Annotated in this window: 20 protein-coding genes; 17 read left to right on the forward strand and 3 right to left on the reverse strand. The window is 48.1% G+C overall.

The genetic code is table 11. The annotated features are described in order from the left end of the window. Nucleotides 1–3: 3 nt before the first annotated feature. The 5 genes from FSB84_RS08470 to FSB84_RS08490 all read left to right on the forward strand — a co-directional run bounded on the left by FSB84_RS08470 (nucleotide 4) and on the right by FSB84_RS08490 (nucleotide 6,599). Nucleotides 4–1,491, forward strand: a complete 1,488-nt coding sequence (locus FSB84_RS08470; RefSeq protein WP_130541972.1) for a DUF5691 domain-containing protein — start codon at nucleotides 4–6, stop codon at nucleotides 1,489–1,491. A gap of 10 nt (nucleotides 1,492–1,501) precedes the next feature. Next, nucleotides 1,502–2,584: an ATP-binding protein gene (locus tag FSB84_RS08475; protein ID WP_130541971.1), complete on the forward strand. Its 1,083-nt coding sequence runs from the start codon at nucleotides 1,502–1,504 to the stop codon at nucleotides 2,582–2,584. Nucleotides 2,585–2,611: 27 nt separating this feature from the next. Next, nucleotides 2,612–4,921: a DUF5682 family protein gene (locus FSB84_RS08480; RefSeq protein ID WP_130541970.1), complete on the forward strand. Its 2,310-nt coding sequence runs from the start codon at nucleotides 2,612–2,614 to the stop codon at nucleotides 4,919–4,921. Nucleotide 4,922: 1 nt separating this feature from the next. Beyond that, complete coding sequence (locus FSB84_RS08485) at nucleotides 4,923–6,059, forward strand: VWA domain-containing protein (RefSeq protein ID WP_130541969.1); 1,137 nt, start codon at nucleotides 4,923–4,925, stop codon at nucleotides 6,057–6,059. Between the two features lie 105 nt (nucleotides 6,060–6,164). Further along, nucleotides 6,165–6,599: a VOC family protein gene (locus tag FSB84_RS08490; protein WP_130541968.1), complete on the forward strand. Its 435-nt coding sequence runs from the start codon at nucleotides 6,165–6,167 to the stop codon at nucleotides 6,597–6,599. Nucleotides 6,600–6,690: 91 nt separating this feature from the next. On the opposite strand, the gene FSB84_RS08495 is transcribed toward FSB84_RS08490, so the two are convergent. Further along, nucleotides 6,691–7,677: a GlxA family transcriptional regulator gene (locus tag FSB84_RS08495; RefSeq protein ID WP_130541967.1), complete on the reverse strand. Its 987-nt coding sequence runs from the start codon at nucleotides 7,675–7,677 to the stop codon at nucleotides 6,691–6,693. Nucleotides 7,678–7,854: 177 nt separating this feature from the next. Here FSB84_RS08495 and FSB84_RS08500 point away from each other — a divergent pair, with 177 nt between their 5' ends. Then, a complete protein-coding gene (locus tag FSB84_RS08500) occupies nucleotides 7,855–8,280 on the forward strand; it encodes an SRPBCC family protein (protein ID WP_130541966.1) in 426 nt (141 codons plus the stop codon). 72 nt (nucleotides 8,281–8,352) lie between these two features. Here FSB84_RS08500 and FSB84_RS08505 read toward each other — a convergent pair whose 3' ends face one another. Beyond that, nucleotides 8,353–10,431, reverse strand: a complete 2,079-nt coding sequence (locus FSB84_RS08505) for a family 10 glycosylhydrolase (protein ID WP_147122102.1) — start codon at nucleotides 10,429–10,431, stop codon at nucleotides 8,353–8,355. 215 nt (nucleotides 10,432–10,646) lie between these two features. On the opposite strand from FSB84_RS08505, the gene FSB84_RS08510 reads away from it, so the two are divergent. The 9 genes from FSB84_RS08510 to FSB84_RS08550 all read left to right on the forward strand — a co-directional run bounded on the left by FSB84_RS08510 (nucleotide 10,647) and on the right by FSB84_RS08550 (nucleotide 17,937). Further along, nucleotides 10,647–11,381 carry a FadR/GntR family transcriptional regulator gene (locus FSB84_RS08510; RefSeq protein ID WP_225980014.1) on the forward strand — a complete coding sequence of 245 codons (735 nt, stop codon included), beginning with the start codon at nucleotides 10,647–10,649 and terminating at the stop codon, nucleotides 11,379–11,381. Nucleotides 11,382–11,429: 48 nt separating this feature from the next. Then, the gene (locus FSB84_RS08515) at nucleotides 11,430–12,671 is read left to right on the forward strand and encodes an MFS transporter (RefSeq protein ID WP_130541965.1); all 1,242 of its coding nucleotides are present in this window, start codon (nucleotides 11,430–11,432) and stop codon (nucleotides 12,669–12,671) included. 29 nt (nucleotides 12,672–12,700) lie between these two features. After that, complete coding sequence (locus tag FSB84_RS08520; RefSeq protein ID WP_130541964.1) at nucleotides 12,701–13,312, forward strand: Crp/Fnr family transcriptional regulator; 612 nt, start codon at nucleotides 12,701–12,703, stop codon at nucleotides 13,310–13,312. Between the two features lie 84 nt (nucleotides 13,313–13,396). Further along, complete coding sequence (locus FSB84_RS08525) at nucleotides 13,397–14,269, forward strand: pirin family protein (protein WP_130541963.1); 873 nt, start codon at nucleotides 13,397–13,399, stop codon at nucleotides 14,267–14,269. Between the two features lie 27 nt (nucleotides 14,270–14,296). Further along, a complete protein-coding gene (locus FSB84_RS08530) occupies nucleotides 14,297–15,157 on the forward strand; it encodes a pirin family protein (RefSeq protein ID WP_130541962.1) in 861 nt (286 codons plus the stop codon). A 25-nt stretch (nucleotides 15,158–15,182) separates the two neighbouring features. Then, nucleotides 15,183–15,491 carry a GNAT family N-acetyltransferase gene (locus FSB84_RS08535; RefSeq protein ID WP_130541961.1) on the forward strand — a complete coding sequence of 103 codons (309 nt, stop codon included), beginning with the start codon at nucleotides 15,183–15,185 and terminating at the stop codon, nucleotides 15,489–15,491. Between the two features lie 39 nt (nucleotides 15,492–15,530). After that, nucleotides 15,531–16,100: a YceI family protein gene (locus FSB84_RS08540; protein WP_130541960.1), complete on the forward strand. Its 570-nt coding sequence runs from the start codon at nucleotides 15,531–15,533 to the stop codon at nucleotides 16,098–16,100. Between the two features lie 9 nt (nucleotides 16,101–16,109). Beyond that, on the forward strand, nucleotides 16,110–16,766 hold the full coding sequence (locus FSB84_RS08545) for a (4Fe-4S)-binding protein (protein WP_130541959.1): 657 nt from the start codon (nucleotides 16,110–16,112) through the stop codon (nucleotides 16,764–16,766). Between the two features lie 268 nt (nucleotides 16,767–17,034). After that, entirely contained in the window at nucleotides 17,035–17,937 is a 903-nt protein-coding gene (locus tag FSB84_RS08550; RefSeq protein WP_207234273.1) for a DNA-3-methyladenine glycosylase family protein, read from the forward strand. On the opposite strand, the gene FSB84_RS08555 is transcribed toward FSB84_RS08550, so the two are convergent. Further along, on the reverse strand, nucleotides 17,892–18,170 hold the full coding sequence (locus tag FSB84_RS08555) for an Ada metal-binding domain-containing protein (RefSeq protein ID WP_130541957.1): 279 nt from the start codon (nucleotides 18,168–18,170) through the stop codon (nucleotides 17,892–17,894). The genes FSB84_RS08550 and FSB84_RS08555 overlap by 46 nt on opposite strands. Nucleotides 18,171–18,557: 387 nt before the next feature. Between FSB84_RS08555 and FSB84_RS08560 the strand changes: the two genes are divergently transcribed. Next, nucleotides 18,558–19,253 (forward strand): hypothetical protein, encoded by a 696-nt coding sequence (locus FSB84_RS08560; protein ID WP_130541956.1) that lies wholly within the window; start codon nucleotides 18,558–18,560, stop codon nucleotides 19,251–19,253. A 19-nt stretch (nucleotides 19,254–19,272) separates the two neighbouring features. Next, nucleotides 19,273–20,385 (forward strand): hypothetical protein, encoded by a 1,113-nt coding sequence (locus FSB84_RS08565; protein WP_130541955.1) that lies wholly within the window; start codon nucleotides 19,273–19,275, stop codon nucleotides 20,383–20,385. Nucleotides 20,386–20,388 lie beyond the last annotated feature (3 nt).

Consider the following 20,388-nt stretch of genomic DNA (forward strand, 5'->3'; position numbering starts at 1 on the left):
TACATGGAGCATTGGAATCAAATAGTGACCGCTGCCATGATGGGCACGGATAAAAGTCCGCTCAGTGCTGCAGGACTTCCCGATGAGTTGTCCGGAGCCGCAGGCATGATCATCGAAAACAAATCCATCAGTAAGGAGGAGCAGTTCCTGCAACTGGCTGCACTGCTGATGAATTTCCGGCAGAGCGGTGTTTCCGCTCTGCCTGATCCGGGAATAGCCGCAGAAGTGGCGCCGGTGGAAACCCTGTCCTGGTGCAGTATCCAGGCTATGCAGGTGTTAAAGGATATAGTGGGCGAAGATCTGGATACACTTATTCATTACTGGCTGATCCGCTGTGCAGAAAAACAACAACTCATACATCCTTCCTTAATTCCAGCCATGCTGGAGCAGGCCCTATACAATAAAAAATGGCAACCACTGGTTGCTGCCTGCTGTGGGAAAAGAGGCGAATGGTTGAGCCGCTTCAATCCCGCCTGGAAATTTTCAGCCAATCAAACCGTGGATGATGCCTGGCAAACCGGTACGCCTGAACAAAGGAAACAGGTACTGCGTGAACAACGGGCAAGTAATCCGCAACAGGCCATCACTATGTTGCAGGCCGTATGGCCGCAGGAAGATGCAGGAACCAGGCAGGGCTTCCTGGAATTGCTGGATGAAAATATCAGCGAAACAGATTTGCCTTTTCTCGAATTACAATTCACAGAAAAAAGTAAAAAAGTAAAAGCAGAAGCAGTTCGTTTGATGTTGCTGATCCCATCCAGCAGCATCATAAAAAAATATGAGAACACGCTAAAGAAGCTCGTCATATTGCAAAAAGAAAAAACCTTGCTGGGAATGAGCAGCAGGCTCAAACTGCAATATGCGCCCACTGACTCCATAAAACAGGAAATAACCGAACTGGCGCTGGAATCAAAGTCTGGCCAACCAGGCTATTCCAATGAAGAATGGATCTACTATCAACTGATCAAAGCCGTACAGCCAGCATTCTGGGAACAATATCTTCAGCAACCGGGTGAAAAGATCATTGAGCTGTTCCAGGCAGATGAGCTTGGAAAGAAAATGATCCCTGCCCTGGTGCTCTCTGCAGTTGCGAATAAAGACAAGCGCTGGGGCGAACTGCTTTTCACGAATGCTGCAATAGTGTACACGGAAGTGTTGCCACTGATCCCGCAGCAGAAAAGAGAAGAGTACATGTTGCAGTATTTTGAAAAACTCCCGGATGAAATGACAGATATGGCATTTCAAAGTGAAAAAACCTGGAGTTTGCCATTAGCCATGAAGGTGCTGACCCAGTTTGCCACTAACCCTTACCGTTACCAAAAGAACATGCTGCTGAAACATGTAATGCTCATCCCGGATGAAGTAACCGGAATGTTGAGCAGCATTCGACCACAAGAAGATTACAAAGGGACTATGTGGCAGAACACTTCACATTTTCTCAGACGCATCCTGGAATACAAAAAAGAAATCATTCAGGCATTCAACGCATAAAACAAACCATATGTCAACCATCTTACGTCAGCATGCAGAAAATTTATTTGCACAGGAGCTGGAAGAACTGAAGAAGCAGGACGGTGATCAGAAGCCCGTCAACTGGGTATTGAGCCCCCGGGCTGTAGTCACTTATCTTGTTGGTGGAAAATTGAAAAATGGATTTGAAGTTTCTCCCAAATACATCGGCAACAAACGACTGATGGAAATTGCTGTTGCTACCCTCACTACAGACCGCGCTCTGCTTTTGTACGGATTGCCCGGAACTGCCAAGAGCTGGGTGAGTGAGCATCTTGCCGCGGCGATCTCTGGCAACTCCACGCTGATTGTTCAGGGAACGGCAGGTACTGGCGAAGAAGCGATCCGCTACGGTTGGAACTATGCAAGACTCTTATCAGAAGGCCCAACAGAAAAGGCGTTGGTGGAAACACCCATCATGCGTGCCATGAAGGATGGAAAGATCGCGCGCATCGAAGAGCTGACGAGGATCGGAGCCGATGTGCAGGATGCTTTGATCACGATCCTTTCTGAAAAAACATTGCCCGTGCCTGAGCTCAATATCGAAGTGCAGGCCGTGCAGGGATTCAATATCATCGCTACTGCCAACAACCGCGACAAAGGCGTGAACGAGCTCAGCTCGGCCCTCAAGCGGCGCTTCAATACCGTAATCCTTCCAGTGCCTGATTCCATGGAAGAGGAGATCGATATTGTGAAAAGAAGAGTGGAAAGTTTCGAGAAAGTGATGCAGTTGCCTGCGGAACCACCGGCATTGCAGGAGATCCGCCGCATCGTTACCATCTTCAGAGAACTCCGCAGTGGTCTTACGCTCGATGGAAAAACTAAAGTGAAAATGCCTTCCGGCACACTCAGCACCGCTGAAGCCATCTCTGTAGTGAACAATGGTCTCAGCATGGCTGCCTACTTCGGAGATGGTCAGCTGAAAGCCCATGATCTTGCAGCAGGCATTATCGGTGCTGTGGTGAAAGATCCCGTGCAGGACAGGATCGTATGGAACGAATACCTGGAAACAGTGCTCAAAACAAGAGACGACTGGAAAGATATTTATCGCGCCTGCCGCGATCTCGGCGCTTAATGGTTTTGATCAACTCAAGCAATTCAAATGGCCATTCATATTCTTGGAATAAGACATCATGGTCCGGGCTCGGCAAGGAATGTGAAACAATTCCTGGAGCAGATCAAACCGGATATTGTGCTGGTGGAAGGCCCGCCGGAAGCCGATGGCATTCTGCAATGGGTCACGGACAAAGAATTGGTGCTACCTGTAGCCATCCTCTGCTTTCAACCGGAGAACCCGCAGCAGGCGGTGTTCTATCCCTTCGCTGAATTCTCTCCCGAGTGGCAGGCGATTCAATATGCAAGGAAGAACAATATCCATGTTCGTTTCATTGACCTGCCCATTTCGCACAAATTTGCCTTGGATGCTGCAAAAGAAGCCACCACACCAGCGCCTGCCGATGATGCAGATAATACCAGTCAGCTGAATTCCGATCAGGATGAAGCACAACAACCATTATCCCCAACCGGAGAAGAATTCACTGAATCCATCGATCCCAAAAATCTCCGCCGTGACCCTATCCATGAGCTGGCGCTTGCAGCCGGTTATGATGACGGTGAGAAATGGTGGGAGCATATGGTGGAATACAGGAAAGATACCAGCGCGATCTTTGAAGCGGTAGAGGAAATGATGGGAGCGCTTCGCGAAGCATATCCCAATGCGGACGACAACATGGAACAACTGCGCGAAGCGCATATGCGCAAAGTGATCCGGCAGGCTGAAAAAGAGATGTTCGGAAATATCGCAGTGATCTGCGGTGCCTGGCACGCACCGGCATTGAAGGATATGCCGAAAGCAAAAGAAGACATTGACCTGCTCAAAGGATTGCCAAAAGTAAAAGTGGAATGCACCTGGATCCCCTGGACCTATAACCGTCTCAGCTTTGCTTCTGGTTATGGCGCCGGGATCCGGAGCCCGGGATGGTATGAACATATCTGGCATCATCCGCATGACGATGGCACCCGCTGGATGGCCCGTGTGGCAAAGCTTTTCAGGGAGCAACAGATGGACACATCCGTGGCGCATGTGATGGAAGCCGTGCGGCTTTCGCAATCGCTCGCTGCGCTCCGTAATCTGCCCAAAGCCGGATTGGAAGAATTGAATGAGGCCACGCTCAGCGTGCTTTGCATGGGTGAGAACATCCTGCTTTCACTCGTGAATGATCAACTCATCATTTCAGATCGCATCGGCAATGTGCCCACCGAAATTCCTAAGCCACCGCTTCAGCTCGATATCGAGCGCTTACAGAAAAAACTCAGACTGCCTGCAACTGCAGAACAGAAAGAATATACACTCGATCTCCGCAAAGAAACTGACCTGCAACGAAGCATCTTTCTTCACAGGCTCAGGTTACTAAAATTGAAATGGGGAAATCAATCCTCCGTTTCCGGAAAAGGAACCTTCAAGGAATTGTGGACGCTGCAATGGGACCCGGCATTCAGTATCGATATCATCGAAAAAGGAACCTGGGGCAATACCGTTGAAGAAGCAGCCGCAAAATTCGTGATGCAGGAAGCAGCAATGTCCGATGAATTGCGTGTTGTTTGTTCACTGCTGGAAAAATCGATCCCGGCCAATCTTCCCGCAGCTGTAGAAGCCCTGATCAATGGCATCAATAACCTGGCAGCCACCAGCGATGATGTGGTACAACTGATGGAAGTGATCCCGGCACTGGTGAATGTTAGTCGTTATGGCAACGTCCGCAATACAGACACCACACTGGTGATGGGCATTGTAGACAGCATGATCACAAGGATCTGCATCAGCCTGCCCGCTGCCTGCGTTTCCGTGGATGAAGATGCAGCAGAACATTTGCTGGAACTATTCCGGAAGATGACGGAAGCCGTGAACCTGTTGCAGGATGAAGCGCTTACGGATCAATGGCAGCAAACCCTGAAGCTCATTGCCGGCAGCAGTTCCACCGCTCCTGTGATTAGCGGTTATGCCACCCGGTTATTGTCGGACTACCGGCAATTACAGGGTGATGATCTGGTGAAAAGATTTTACCAGTCGATGTCCCCGGCCTTGCCGCCCGCCACCGCTGCTGCCTGGCTGGAAGGTTTTCTGAAAGGAATCGGCACCATCCTGTTATTGGATGAAGGCCTCTGGAGCGTTGTGAACAGTTGGCTGGACCAATTGCCGGAAGATGTATTCATGCAGGTGCTGCCCTTGCTGAGAAGGACCTTCGCTCATTTCTCGCAGCCTGAAAGACGCAAGCTCGGCGAGAAAGCAAAACATGGCGGCACTGGTATCAAATCCCGTCAAACCATTACGGAGCTTGATATAGAAAGAGCTGTTCAGGGCATTCCTGTAGTGATGAAACTTTTCAATTATCCAATTCAAATCCCGCAATGATATGAGTGAGCACAATCTTCGCAAATGGCGACTGATCCTCGGCGGTGACCAAAACGATGGCACAGGTATGAGCCTGGGGCAACAGGATCTCCGCATCGATAAAACACTCGAAGCATTGTATGACAGCGATCGTCGTGGCGGGCTCGGCGCATCCTCGCCCAATGTGAGCCGCTGGCTGGGCGATATCCGCAGCTTCTTTCCGAACACCGTGGTGCAGGTGATGCAGAAAGACGCGCTCAAACGCCTCGACCTCACCCAGATGCTCACAGAAAAAGAAATGCTGGAAAACGTGGATGCCGATGTTCATCTCGTGGCAACACTTATGACCCTCAGCAGGGTGATACCAGAAAAAACAAAAGACACGGCGCGGATGGTGGTGCGCAAAGTAGTAGATGAACTAATGAAGAAACTGGCACAGCCCATGCAGCAGGCTATAACGGGAAGCCTCAACCGATCCATCCGGAACAGGAGGCCACGCCACAACGAGATCAACTGGCCTGCAACCATTCAGAAGAATCTCAAACATTATCAACCTGAATACAAGACCATCATTCCGGAAACAAGGATTGGCTATGGAAGAAAAACATCCTCACTGAAAGATGTGGTGCTCTGCCTGGACCAGTCGGGCTCCATGGGCACTTCCGTAGTGTATTCCGGCATCTTCGGCGCGGTGATGGCAAGTATCCCTGCCATCAAAACAAAGATGGTGGTGTTCGATACGGCAGTAGCCGATCTCACGGAAGAGCTGAATGACCCGGTGGAACTGCTGTTTGGCGTTCAGCTTGGTGGTGGCACCGATATCAACCTCGCACTCACCTATTGTCAACAGATCATTACCCGGCCCTCCGATACAGTACTGGTGCTGATCACAGACCTGTACGAAGGCGGCGATCCTGCAGGCATGCGCAAACGTGCGGCCGAGCTGGTGGGGGCTGGTGTGCAGGTGATCGTACTGCTGGCGCTCAATGATGACGGAGCTCCTGGTTACGATCATGGTGAAGCGAAATTCTTCTCCGGCCTTGGCGTGCCTGTTTTTGCCTGCACACCTGATAAGTTCCCGGATATGATGGCGGCCGCCCTCACCAAGCAGGACCTTAATGCCTGGGCTGCAAAAGAAGACCTGGTGCTGAAAAAATAATGAATGAAGCACTGACGTCTTTTACCCTCTTTTTGTCGGATTCGTACAAGTTGGGAGAGTAAAAGAGAGTGTATGTTTGTGCTATCAAATTAAAAATACAGAATCATGGTACAACAAATCTTCGTGAACCTACCGGTGAAAGACCTGAACAAGACAAAGGAATTCTTTGCAAATCTTGGTTTCACCTTCAATGAACAATTCACCAATGAAGCTGCTGCCTGCATGATTCTTGGTGAGAATATCTATGCGATGCTGCTGGTGGAGCCTTTCTTCCAGAGCTTTCTCAATAAAGAAGTAGGTGATCCCGCCAAATCTGCTCAGGGCATCTATGCGTTGGCGGTAGGCAGTCGAGCTGAAGTGGATCAACTCGCGGACAAGGCCCTTGCCACCGGCGGCACTTTTACCAAAGAACCGCAGGACCATGGCTGGATGTATGGCCGCAGTTTTGCTGACATCAACGGCCACCAATGGGAAGTGCTGTACATGGACGAGTCCGCGATTCCGGAAGATGTTGCCAATTCAGAGTCTCAGAATAACTAGGAGAGATTATCAACACCCTGATACAACTTCGCAACATAAAAAGAGGATGTCTCCAAATTGAAGACATCCTCTTTGTTTATACTCAGTTGAATTAGTTCTCAGACAATGTTAGCCTGTTGTACTTCTGCCTGTACTGAACAGGCGACAGTCCCGTAATGCGCTTGAAAGTTGACCTGAATGCTTTTGAATCGGTATAGCCTACTTTATACATCACTTCATTCACGTTATCCCGGGAAGATTCGAGATTTTGTTTGGCGGCTTCCACGCGAACGCGTTGAATATATTCCACTACAGTATTGCTGGTGGCTTTCTTGAAACGGCGTTCCAGGTTGCGGCGGCTCAATGCCAGCATGGTTGCCAGTTGATCAACAGAAATTTTCTCCTGCACATTCTTCTCGATGAAATCCTGTGCGCGATGGATGGTATCGTCTTCATGCGTTTTTTGTCCTTTGAACATCATGAATGGCGATTGACTGTTCCTGTCGATATCGATCTGGAATGTTTTGGAACAAACAACTGCAATCTCCCTGCCTGCATATTTCTCGATGAGATAGAGCAGCAGATTGAGATAAGAGAAGGCGCCACCGCTGGAGTAGATACCATTCTCATCTGTAAGGATCCTGTCTTCCACCAGGTCCACTTCAGGGAAGGCTTTACGGAAAGCATCTGCTGCGATCCAGTGTGTGGATACTTTCCTGCCATTCACCAGCCCTGTTGATGCAAGCAGAAAAGCGCCAATACATAAACTGGCTACTTCTGCTCCCTGGCTGTGTTGACGAATGATCCAGGGAATGAAATCCTGGTTCTTTTCTATAGCTTTCGCCACGTCGCCTTCCAGTGCAGGAATGATAATGAGGTCTGTTTTGGGAATGTCTTTAATAAGTTGATCCGCTTTGATGGTGTACAGGCCATCATACACAGGAATATCTTTCGTGAGCCCCACCAGTTCAACTTTGAACATGGGTGGTTTGCCAAGCTGGCCCATCACCATTGTGTTGACTTCTGAAAACACCTGCCGGGGACCTTCGATGCTGCCCAGCAGCGCACCCTGTGGTACAAGGATTGATATATGTTTCATGTCTTAAAATTAACGGAAAATCTGTCGCTAAATGCCCCGCCGGGTGCAAAGAATACTGAAGTCAGATATTAAGGCGACGAGACCGGAACCCATGACCGTAAAATAAAATTTTGTGTAACCGAACGGTTTCCTATAATTTCGAAGCTCATCTGCATTCCTAACTTTTAAATACGATTTATGGCCAGTCAACCAGTAATAGTTGAAAGAGTGTACCAGGCGCCAGCCAGCCGCGTCTGGAAAGCGATCACCAATGAAGACGATATGCGTAAATGGTATTTCGATGTTTCAGGTTTCAAGCCCGAAGTGGGTTATGAATTTGAATTCACCGGAGGCACTGAAACCGAGCAGTGGCGCCATCTCTGCAAAGTGCTGGAAGTTGTGCCCGGCAAATTGCTGAAGCATTCCTGGCGATATGACGGATATCCGGGCAACAGTTTCGTTACCTGGGAATTATTTGATGAAGGCGATACCACCAGGGTGCGGCTCACACATGAGGGATTGGAAACTTTCCCATCAGAAGTGGCAGGATTCAATATCAACAACTTCAAAGAGGGTTGGAACGATATCCTGGAAAATATGCTGCGCAAGTATGTTCAGGAATAAATAAGAAAGATATCATTCAAAGAAAAGAGACCATTTCAAAGTTGAAACGGTCTCTTTTTGTTTTATCGAATTTCATTTTTCTATTTTCAGGTAAGCCAGTACTTTGGCTTTGAGTGATCCGTCCTGCAGGTGCTGATAAAGGTTCTTTCCGGGGCAATCGGTTTTGGAGGAATAATCTTTATGCGACGCGATAGTGTCCGGAGAGATATTGTATTTCCTGGCAGTGTAGGCAATCATCTTCGCAAGCGCTTCCAGTTGCCTGGCAGGAATCGGTTGTTCATTCAGGTTACCCAGGCAGGTGATGAGCAAATGGCCGGTTGGATCATACTCGGTAGCTGTTTCGCCAACGGTGTTCACATCCCTTCCTTCATAAATGGTGCCGTCGGGCGCAATGAGGAAATGATAGGGAATGTCAGCCCAGTTGCGGTCTGGTCCCATGCCCCAGGTCTGTACATTCTTGATATGCTTTGCTGCATCTTTGGTGGAGTCGAATAATGTGCCTTCGTGGTGGATAGTAATGCGAACAGGTGTATGTGTTTTGAATGGTTTGGGCGCCGCAGCATTCCAGCCGGAACGGGCTGTGATCTTCAATGCCATCAGTTTCACACTGGCCGGAATATTGGTGACGGGCACCAGCTCCAATTTACTTTCATTACCCATACGTGTAACCGAAGTAACAGCGATATTGGTGAGAATTGGTTTGCTTTTTTCATCCAGCATCAATGGGATGCGAATGGAGGTTATGCCCTGGTTCAGGATCAGGTAATCCAGTTTTCGAATGCCATATTGGAAATACACTACAGAACGGAAGATATTTTTGGCGTCGGCATGTTTCCAGCTGATCTGAAGCGAGTCGCCGATGATGCTATGTGTAACAGTGGGCGCTGCCGGAATTTTATCATCGAGCCAGGGGCTTGCCGGCGCCAGTGCATTCCTTTTGTAAGGGCCGTCGAGGATTCCCTGTGCCAGTGCCGGATTGCGGATCAGCGACGAAATATTCCAATGTATAGTGCCGGGAGCTACCGCGTCCATGCCGCGGGTGATCATGATCTGGTTCTGTATCTCGCGAGTATTGGCTGCGCTGGTATCGCGGCCTACGCTCATGCCGGGCCAGAGATGCCGCTGGTGCTGGTTTTCACGCGCCCACCATCCGAGTAAGACAGGAAAGCTCAGGCCAGGACGGGTGATAGTCCAGTAGAGTTGTGGCGAAAAATAATCCACCCAGCCTTTAGTCCACCAAAGCCTGGCATCTGCATACAATTGTTCATACTGATCAAAACCTTCTGCTGATGCCGGATAACCGGGGCGATACATTCCGAAGGGGCTCAATCCGAACTTCACATTCTTCTTTGTGGATTTGATCTCCTTGTACAGATTTTCGATGAAACTGTTCACGGCATCTCTTCGCCAGTCGCCGCGCGATAATTTCCCGCCGCCGTTCACATAAGCCTGCCAGCTTTCATTATCGGGGAAGTCTTCAAACTTATTGTAGTCGGGATATGGATAGAAGTAGTCGTCGAAATGAATGCCATCGATATCATATCTTTTCACGATGTCCATCACTACAGCAGTGCTGTGATCTTTGGTTCCTTGTTTGGCAGGATCGAACCACCAGTAATTGCCGTCTTTCAGTTTCAGCACCAGTTCCGGTTTTCTTTTTACGATGGAACTGTCTGTGACCGGTCCGCCCACTGTATGATGTGCACGATATGGATTCAGCCATACATGCAGTTCCATACCGCGTTTATGAGATTCATCGATCCAGAATTGAAGAGGATCGTAATAGGGGCTGGGCGCTTTTCCCTGTTCACCCGAGAGATAATAGCTCCAGGGTTCGAGATTGCTTTGATAAAGTGCATCAGCCTGCGGACGCGCCTGGAAAATCACTGCATTGAAATTGTGAGCCTGCAGGAAATCGAGCAGTTTGATGGCTTCCGCCTGTTGTTCGGCAGTGCTAAGGCCGCGTTTGGAAGGCCAGTCGATATTCGCAACGGTGGCCACCCAGGCGGCGCGGAATTCGCGTTGCGCAGGCTGGTAAGGTGTACGGGTTTCACTGACTGCGTTGTTCGTAGTAGATTTCTTTGTGCCGCTGCATGCTTGCAGCAATGAGATCAAAGCAATGGCGACAATGCATGTTAGCCTGTTGAACATAGGGAGAAATGTGGCGGTGATAAAATGATTAAGTTTTAAAAATAAAGAAAGAAGCAGGAAGAAAGGAGAATGATGACAGCTTTACTGCATTTTAATATGATTTCTCCGTGATGCTGCAATCGGCAGTAATTTTTGAAGCGATATTTCTAACTCCGTGTTGCACAAACCTGCAAGGTGCATCAGTCGCATCTGAAAATATTTACATCAGACTTTTTATGCAACTCAAAAAGCAGGCATTTGCAAATTCCCGATCATTCCCTACCTTTGGGTCATCAGATGATATGATGAACTCCAGTCAACCTTTAAAACGACAGTCCCTCGCCGATGAAGTGGCGGGCCGCATGGAGCAGCAGATCACCCGTGGCGCCTATAAGCCCGGCGATCAGTTGCCTACCGAGCCCGAGCTCATGCAACATTTCGGAGTTGGCAGGTCCAGCATCCGCGAAGCGGTGAAGATCCTCGTCAACAGGGGCATGGTGAAAGTGCAACAGGGAGTAGGGATGTTCATCATTACCACAGAACCGAAAGAATCACTTTCCAACAAGCTCATGGGAGCGCATTACCAGGACCTCAATGAAGTGCGTCTCCTGCTGGAAGTGAAGATTGCCGAGAAAGCCGCTATTCATCGCAACGCCAAAGATCTTTCAAAGATGAAGGCGTTTTTGAAAGATCGCGCCCGCTTTGCCAAAGAGAAGAATATGGAAGAAACCATCCAGGCGGACATCAATTTCCATACGGCCATTGCTGAAGCCTCCGGTAATCCTATTCTGATCGATCTCTATAAAACGATTGCCACACATATGAAACAATCATTCATGGACAGGTACAAGGATACCTCCAGGTTCCTTTCATCCCAGGACCTCCATGAAGGATTGCTGGAAAGCATTACTGAAAAAGACCCTGCGCGGGCGTTGATCATGGCAACAAAGATCAGTACCCACAGCAAGTAAAATTTTTTATTGATAGTCGTCAGATGATCTGATTTTTAAAAGGCAATTATGCAAACCACTACGCTCACACAGGAAGAAAAACAAACAGCCCAGAAACTGGCAGAAGGAACGGTGTTTTCTGTATTGATCGCACTCAGTATAACGCACCTGCTCAATGATACCTTGCAATCATTGATCCCTGCGATGTACCCGCTTTTGAGGGATTCATTACATCTCGATTTCTCACAGATCGGATTGATAACGCTTACCTTTCAGATGTCGGCCTCCCTGTTGCAGCCGGTGGTAGGATTTGTTACAGATAAAAAACCGCAGCCTTTTTCGCTGGCCATCGGTATGAGTTTTACATTGCTGGGACTTATTTCCCTGTCGATGGCTCACACCTTTGGAATGGTACTGGTATCGGTAGCACTGGTGGGTATCGGTTCTGCCATCTTTCATCCGGAAGCTTCCAGGCTGGCATATATGGCGGCGGGTGGCCGTCACGGTATGGCACAATCGCTTTTCCAGGTAGGCGGTAATGCGGGCAGTTCGCTCGGCCCTTTGCTGGCTGCGGCCATTATCGTACCACTCGGACAGTTCCATGTGATCTGGTTTTCCCTTGCGGCCTTGCTGGCCATATTCATCATGCTGCGGATCAGCACCTGGTATAAACAGAACACACATCGTATCAAACCAAAGAAGAGCCGGGCTAACGGCATGCCACATGTGCAATTGTCGCAGGGCAAAGTGATCTTCTCGGTGGTGATCCTGCTGGTACTGATCTTCTCGAAGTATTTTTACATGACCAGTCTCACCAGCTACTATACATTCTACCTGATCGATAAATTCCATATTTCTGTGCAGAGCGCTCAGATCCATCTTTTCATATTCCTGTTTTCCATTGCTGCCGGTACTTTCATCGGCGGACCTTTGGGCGATCGTATAGGAAGAAAATATGTGATCTGGATCTCGATCCTGGGCTGTGCGCCCTTCACTTTGCTGATGCCACATGCCAACCTTTTCTGGACCTCCATACTGAGTGTGTTCATTGGTGTTATCCTCAGCTCTGCTTTCTCCGCCATCCTGGTGTATGCGCAGGAACTGATGCCGGGTAAAGTGGGAATGATTGCCGGTCTCTTCTTCGGATTTGCTTTCGGTATGGCTGGTGTTGGATCTGCCCTGCTTGGAAAACTTGCAGATGCTACCAGTATCAGTTATGTGTATGATGTGTGTGCCTGGTTACCGCTGATCGGTATCCTCACAGCCTTCCTCCCCAATATCGAAGGCACCAGGAAACGTACAAAAGCATAAGCGATAAAGGGATTTCTTACCTTTAGCACATGTACGAGATCCTGTTGAAGAATATAACCCGGAGGATTGCGCTCACCAATGAAGAAATCGAGCTCTTCACCGGTTTGCTGACCACCAAAAAATTAAAACGCAGGCAATTCCTTGTTCAGGAAGGAGAGTTCAACAAATACTCTGCCTTTGTAACAAGTGGTTGCCTGCGATCTTATACAGTAGACAAGAATGGATTCGAGCATGTGCTGCAGTTTGCACCGCAGGACTGGTGGATTGCAGATATTGCCAGTTTCCTGCACAATCTTCCCGGCACGCTTTTCATCGATGCCATCTGGGAGAGTGAAGTGATCCTCATCCAGCGCTCAGGTATTGAAAAGCTCTATCAAACAATCCCCCAATTTGAACGTTACTTCAGGATACTGGCCGAGAATGCGCTGGTCACCTACCAGCGCAGGCTGATGGATAATCTCAGCCTCACTGCCCGCGAGCGCTATGACCATTTTTGTGGCAGTTATCCTTCACTCATCGAAACCCTTCCCCAGAAACAGGTGGCTGCCTATATCGGCGTTACCCCTGAATTCCTGAGCAAGATGCTGAATTCGGGAACAGGCCGTAAAGGAAGTTCCGGTAAAGAGCTTAATGCAGATTAAGTTTTTTTCTTAACCTGCATTATTGGATCACACCTTCACGCAGAAGTATTTTTGCTTCATCATTACAACAGTAAGGAAGCAAATATGAAAAAAGTAATAGAAAATATTTTTGCAAAACCAGAAGCAGCCGGAATGGTGGGCGATGGTTTCAGGGTATACAATTATTTTCCCGGCGCCAGGAATTTCCTGCCGCAGAAGATCAGTCCTTTCCTGATGCTCGACTTCAATGCTGAAGTAGACTTCAGTCCTTCAGAAACCGTACGTGGCGTGGGTGTTCACCCTCACAAAGGTTTTGAAACGGTTACCATCGCTTACAAGGGAGCGGTAGCGCATGCAGACAGTGCCGGCAATTCCGGCGTGATCTATCCCGGGGATGTTCAATGGATGACAGCCGGCGGCGGCATCCTGCACAAAGAATATCACGAAGAAGAGTATTCCAAAAAAGGTGGCCCATTCGAAATGGTACAGCTTTGGGTGAACCTTCCCAAAAAATTCAAACAAACGCCTGCCAAATACCAGGCCATCACCGATGCAGATACAGGAAAGGCAATACTGGCGGACGATAGCGGCTATGTGCGCGTGATCGCGGGCGACTTCAATGGAGTGAAAGGCCCGGCCTTTACTTTCACACCCATCAACATGTTGGATATTCGCCTGAATAAAAGTGGTAACTTAACAACCTCGATCCCTGCATCTCACAATACAGCGATCCTGGTGGTGAATGGACAGGTGGAAGTGAACGGATTGCAAGCCCCCGAACACAGCTTTGTGCTTTTCCGTAACGAAGGAGAAGAGATTTCCCTCAAAGCCCATGAGAACAGTGTGCTGCTGCTGCTCAGCGGTGAACCCATCAAAGAACCCGTAGCCAGTTATGGTCCTTTTGTAATGAACACACAGGAAGAATTGCTGGAAGCCATCCAGGAATTCAACACAGGAAAATTCGGAACACTCGAATAATATTTTTTAAACGATAGCATTCAGGTTATGATAAAATCCATCGGACATATCCTTTTAGGAAGGGAAAAACAGATCACCAAAGAAGAGACGGTAATACAGCCCCTTCCACATAAGGATTTCAGGTTTGCGAATCCATTCATCGTGATCCATCACATGCGCCCGGAGCAGATTGCTCCCGGCTCAGCTGCGAGGATCCATCCTCATCCGCACAGAGGATTTGCCCCCGTTACTTTCATGCTGCAGGGCGAAGGATTCCATAAAGACAATGCAGGGCACGATGGCATCATCAGTGCAGGCGGCTCCCAGTGGATGTTTGCCGGCAAAGGATTATTGCACAGTGAAGGCCCTACAGACAAAATACTGAAGAACGGCGGAACGCAGGAGCTGGTGCAGATCTGGGTGAATGTGCCTAAAGCACACAAGTGGGATGAGCCCTGGTACCAGCAGGCCACCAAAGAGGAAATGCCCGATGTATTGAAGCAGGAAGGAACAGCACTGAAGCTGGTGAGTGGTAATTACGATAATCAGAAAGGCCCGCTGGATAAAAGTTTCACACCCGTGATCAGTGTGATGGGAACCATCAAAAAAGGAACCAGTGTTCGCTTCCCGGCTAATCCCGGTTACTGGACACTGTTATATATCGCCAACGGAGCCTTAACTTTCAACGATAAAGAGAAAGTGGAGGAGCATCACCTGGTGATCTTCGAAAAAGAAAATGATGAATTTGTGGTGCATGCCGATGAAGACAGTACCATCATTTTCCTTTCCGCAGAGCCCATCGATGAGCCGGTGGCGGCCAAAGACAATTTCGTGATGAATACAGCCGAAGAAGTAGAACAGGCAATAGTCGACTATCAGAACGGCGTTTTCGGTACCTTGAGTTATTAATCCATTAATCCATTAATCAATAATCATGCAAGAGCAATACAAAGCCCTACCACTGGTAAACAACAAAGAGCAACAACGTTTTGAACTGGAGGTAGACGGATATACCGCCTTCATCGAATACAAGGAATCCGGTAAGCAGGTGATCCTGATCCATACCGAAGTGCCGGAAGAGCTGGAGGGTAAGGGCGTAGGTACAGCCATTGTGGAAAAGACCCTGGAACATATCGAGAGCAACCAGCAAACATTGGTGCCGCTCTGTCCATTCGTGATCGCTTTCCTGAAAAGGCATCCGGATTGGAACCGCCTGTTGTCCGATTCAGTGAAAAAAGATTAGTCGGTAAATACTATTTCTTCATCACTAAAATGAACAGTCATGAAAAAGCATTTCCTGTTTTGGGCCCTGCTGTTGAGTGTATGCACAGGATTCGCCCAGGTTTGGAAGAGCGATCCAGCACACTCCAAACTATCTTTCTCTACCGTTCACATGGGCATTTCCGATGTTTCCGGCAGGTTCAACAAGTTTGAAGCTACCATCAATGCTGCCAAAAAAGATTTCAGCGATGCGTCGGTTGAACTGAAAGTGGATGTGAATTCCATCAATACGGATGTGGAGCAGCGCGACAATCACCTGAAGAGCGCAGATTTCTTTGATGTGGCGCAATTTCCCGACATGAGTTTCAAAAGCAATGGCATTACCCGCATCGAAGGAAACAAATACCGGCTCACCGGCGACCTCACCTTACATGGGGTAACCAAACCCGTTAGTATGGTGATGGAGTATAGGGGAACAGTTCAGAACCCGCAATCCAAAAAGGATATAGCAGGTTTCCAGGTAACAGGTACTATCCGCAGATCTGATTTTGGCATCGGCAGCAAATTCCCTGCGGCAATGCTTAGCGACGAGGTGCAGATCAGAGCCGACGGAGAGTTCTCTCAACCTTAAATACCAACTATGCAATATAAACTCGACAAACCAATCCATGGTGCTATCGGTACAGACAAATACCAGGTGACCATCGAATGGAGAAATGGAACATTTGTTGCAGATGAACCTGTAAGTTCCGGAGGAAAGGATACAGGACCTGATCCATACACCCTCCTGCTTTCATCCCTCGCCACCTGCACGCTGGTGACCCTGCGTATGTATATCGACAGAAAAGGATGGGATGTGCCGGGCATCACTGTGAATGCAAATATGTTCCAGGCAAAGAAGGATGATGTGATCACTCATGTGTTCGACAGGGATATCCAGTTCAGCGGTGAATTGACGCCGGAACAGAAAGACAGGCTACTGGAAATTGCAGCCGCCTGCCCGGTGTCAAAGATCCTGGAAGGCAATGTGAAGGTGCGCAACTTCTTATTCCGGGATGAAGACACGGAGAAGAAATTGAATTATACGAACGGGGATGTTACTGTTGTATGGAAGCCGGAGTTCTGCAAACATTCAGGCCGTTGCGTTACACAGCTGCCGCTGGTGTTCAACCTGCAGCAGAGGCCCTGGGTGAATATGAGTGGCGCAGATTCTGAAAGGATTCTCGAGCAGGTGAAGCGATGCCCAACCGGTGCGCTGACTGCATTCCATAATAACGATGAAGAGGCGAAAGCCTGATCCGTACTCTATTGCATAAAAATCGAGCGGGCTACATCCGGGTAGCCCGCTCTTTTTTGATCGACCTGCTTAGTAGAGAACCGTGATGCAAAATCTGGTAATTAGGTCTAAGGATTAGGTAAACGGCAATTTAATGCCTCTGCCGGATTGACGAAACCGTGTTTTCCCCGGCGGGCATACCGTGTTTTAACCCTTGATCGATAGAGAAACCGCAAGAAACCGGATGAACAACTATAGTCCCTTGCGTACATTTGTTTTTATGTGTGCAATGATCCAGATTGTAAAACCCGCAATTTTCAGTTTCCGGGAATGTTTATGGTTTCTCGACAGAGGTTATGATGATTGTCTTTTCCGCATCAGTGACGGAACTGTTACCAAACTGATCCAGCTGGGAACTGAACCTGTTCTCTTCCGCATCCGGGAAGCCGGCGATCACCTGCAGGTGGAAATATTGAAGGGAAAACTTTCTGAAGAGCAGGTTCCACAGCTTCGCGACTATATCATAGAATGGTTCGATATGCATCAGGATCTTGGTCCATTTTACACACTGTTACAGAAAGACAAGATGCTGCAGTACATGCCGAAGGATTTTGAAGGACTTCGCCTGATCAGTATCGCTGATCTTTTTGAAGCACTTTGCTGGAGCATCATCGGGCAGCAGATCAATCTTACGTTCGCTTACAAATTGAAAAGAAGATTGGTGGAAGCCTATGGAACTGCTATCGAACATGATGGGCATGTTTATCATCTTTTTCCTTCTCCCCATATCCTGGCATCGCTTTCCGTGGAAGATCTGCGGCCCATGCAATATTCGCAGAGTAAAGCCAAATACCTCATCGGCATTGCCCAGGCTTTTGCCAGTAATCAATTGAATAAGGAAATGCTGTTGGCCTTGCCTGATTTCCATTCCAAACAACAGGCGCTTACTGCTCATAAAGGTATCGGGATCTGGACGGCCAATTATGCTTTGATGAAAACGCTGCGGCTTGCTGAAGCAATACCATACGGTGATGTGGGGTTGCTCAAGGCACTGGAAACGCATAATATTATTAAGGAACGAACCGAATCGGAAAAGATAAACCGCTTCTTCAAAAAATACAAAGGATGGGAAACCTACCTGGTGTTTTATCTCTGGCGGAGTTTGGCCGCGCCTGCTTTCCATAAAAAATAAGCTTCGCGCATACAATGCCCGCAGGGGCGAAAGCCAGCTTCCATGGCTGCTTTTTCTGAAACGAAGAAAACCCTGTTCTCTGTTTTCATCTTTTTACCACTGTTGCATTGCAGTGTGCCGTATATTTTCAGTTTCTTATTACCTGCCATCGTTACCAATCCCTTACCGATCAGTATTTTCAACTGCCTGCTACGCGTGAAGACGGTCTTGCCTAATAGTTGATGAGAGATCATGAAACAAAGCTCTGCAATTATATATTATGGAACCACCCGTTACTTGCTGATTCTGACCCTGATCTGCATAAAGGAAATTTACCGCTGAAATATTTTAACAATCGTGTGTAATATTTGAAATACATTCTCTACTGATGATTGTATAGAATATGAAATGTATGACACGCTTAATAACTGAAGGAATGGAAGGAACAAAGGAACTGTTGAGTTTCTTTCCTGCTGCGGCATCCGCTCTTTCAGATGGATATGCTCCACGCAATTACTGCAAACGCCTATAGCATCTTTCAAGATTCCCGCTATTTAATGTTTCCATGTATAATCAGCTTTGATTGGTATTGGCATCCGTATGCCCTCCATTGATCCTATTCACTCTAAATACCTAAGAACATGCTCAAAAACTGGAAGAGTCTGTTTGTAAAAACAGACGGGGATTCTTCTGCCCGGGAAGATCCACCGGGCTACTCATTCCCTGTAACGGATAATAACGTTATAGAACAGCCGAAAAAAGAGATCATACCCGATCCTCCATTGAGATCAGCATCCACCGATGTTGTACAGGAAGTGATTGAAACGTACGAAGCAGGCCTGGATGCCATCAACATGCCGGGATACGACTTCTATGAGTTCTATCGCGCGGTGAGCGCAGGCGGTGCTGGTTCGCCACAAACTTATCAGATGGCTTATCAAATGGCGAAAGCATTTGATAAAAGCGTGTCTGCCAGAAAACTGTTGCAGGATGCCGAATTCTACATCAGCAAGATCAATGAAGTGCACGGTCAGTATGTATCGCAGGGACAGCAAAAATTAAATGCGCTTCGCGATCAACGGCAGGCTGAGCAGCGATCGCTTCAACAGGAAGCCGATCATGCTGCACAACGGATCCAGCAGTTGAAAGCTGAATTGCAGCAACTGGAAACACTGATCCGAGAGAAACAGCAGGCACTGGCCTCCATCGATAACAACTCGCGGCCACAGGAAAATTCCATCCGCGAAAAACTACAGGCCAACGACCTGGCAAAAAAAGCAAGCATCGAAAAGCTGACTGCCATCAAAAACGGCATTCAGCAATACATCAAAGAATAACTATCAAACCAACCAAACCATGGCAATGGAATCAAACAAAGTGATGGAACTGCCCATTCTAAAACACTTTGATCAAAATCAGATCTCACTGAATCCTAAAAACTGGCGCAAGGGCGAAAAGGGCATCGCCACCATTGTTGGCCTTGTGTTACTCGCAACGGCAGCCTGGGGATTGTATGTGTACATACTTCCTATCGTGTTCACCTGGGTAGGACAAGTGCTCGGCGCAATGGCCGCGGCTGTGCTGGTGATCGCATTTTTCATCATGCTGCCGGTGATGGTGAAAGCACTGAAACGTATTTCGAGAAGCATGCATAAAGCTTTGATCAAACACGATCCTTTCAGTGAACTGGAAGAACAAAAAATGAAGATGGTGCAGAACCGTGTTCATTTCAAGGAAGCGAAAGCAAAGATCAAGGCCATCAAATCCAATATGGAAGGCGAAAGCATCAAAGCGGAAAAAGAGGCAAAAGAATACCAGGAAAAAGTACTGGTGCTCCAGACAAGGGCCGAAGGCACCAAATCAAAAATGCATGAACTGGAGCAGAAGGTCGGTGCTGATCAGGCACGCGAATCAGATGCATACGTGGAACTGCAAACCGGCCTGATGAAAACACTTAGCGAAGCGCAACGTGTAAGCCATATGCTCAACCAGAGTACCGGCCTCGTTAGAAAATATGGAAGCCGTGCTCATGTGATCGGAAAGTTGGACAGGAAGCTGAACATGGTGGACACCGCCATGGAGATAAAGATCATGGACTTTGAAGTGAGTATCGATATGCTGAAGAAAGAATATGCTTTCGCCAATGCAGCACGCGAAGCCACTGAACAAGCCAAATCTGCGATGGGCTTCACCAAGGGATGGGAACTGGATTACGCACTCGATGTTGTGACCAATACCATCGCTCTCGACCTGGCAGTAACAAAGGAAAACCTGATAGACCTTGATTCGCTCACCAGTCAGTATGCATACGACAGTGATGAACTGTACACCAAACTCGACAAGCTGGCCGATCAGATCAAAACAGACAATTACCAGGTTCCTGAATCTAAAAAATACAGCAACCCGAATTATAAGCTCGATGCAGACGACAAGCTGGAGAGTAAGGGATTCGGAGACATATTCAACTAACTA

The organism is Pseudobacter ginsenosidimutans, from assembly GCF_007970185.1.
GTDB classification, from domain to species: domain Bacteria; phylum Bacteroidota; class Bacteroidia; order Chitinophagales; family Chitinophagaceae; genus Pseudobacter; species Pseudobacter ginsenosidimutans.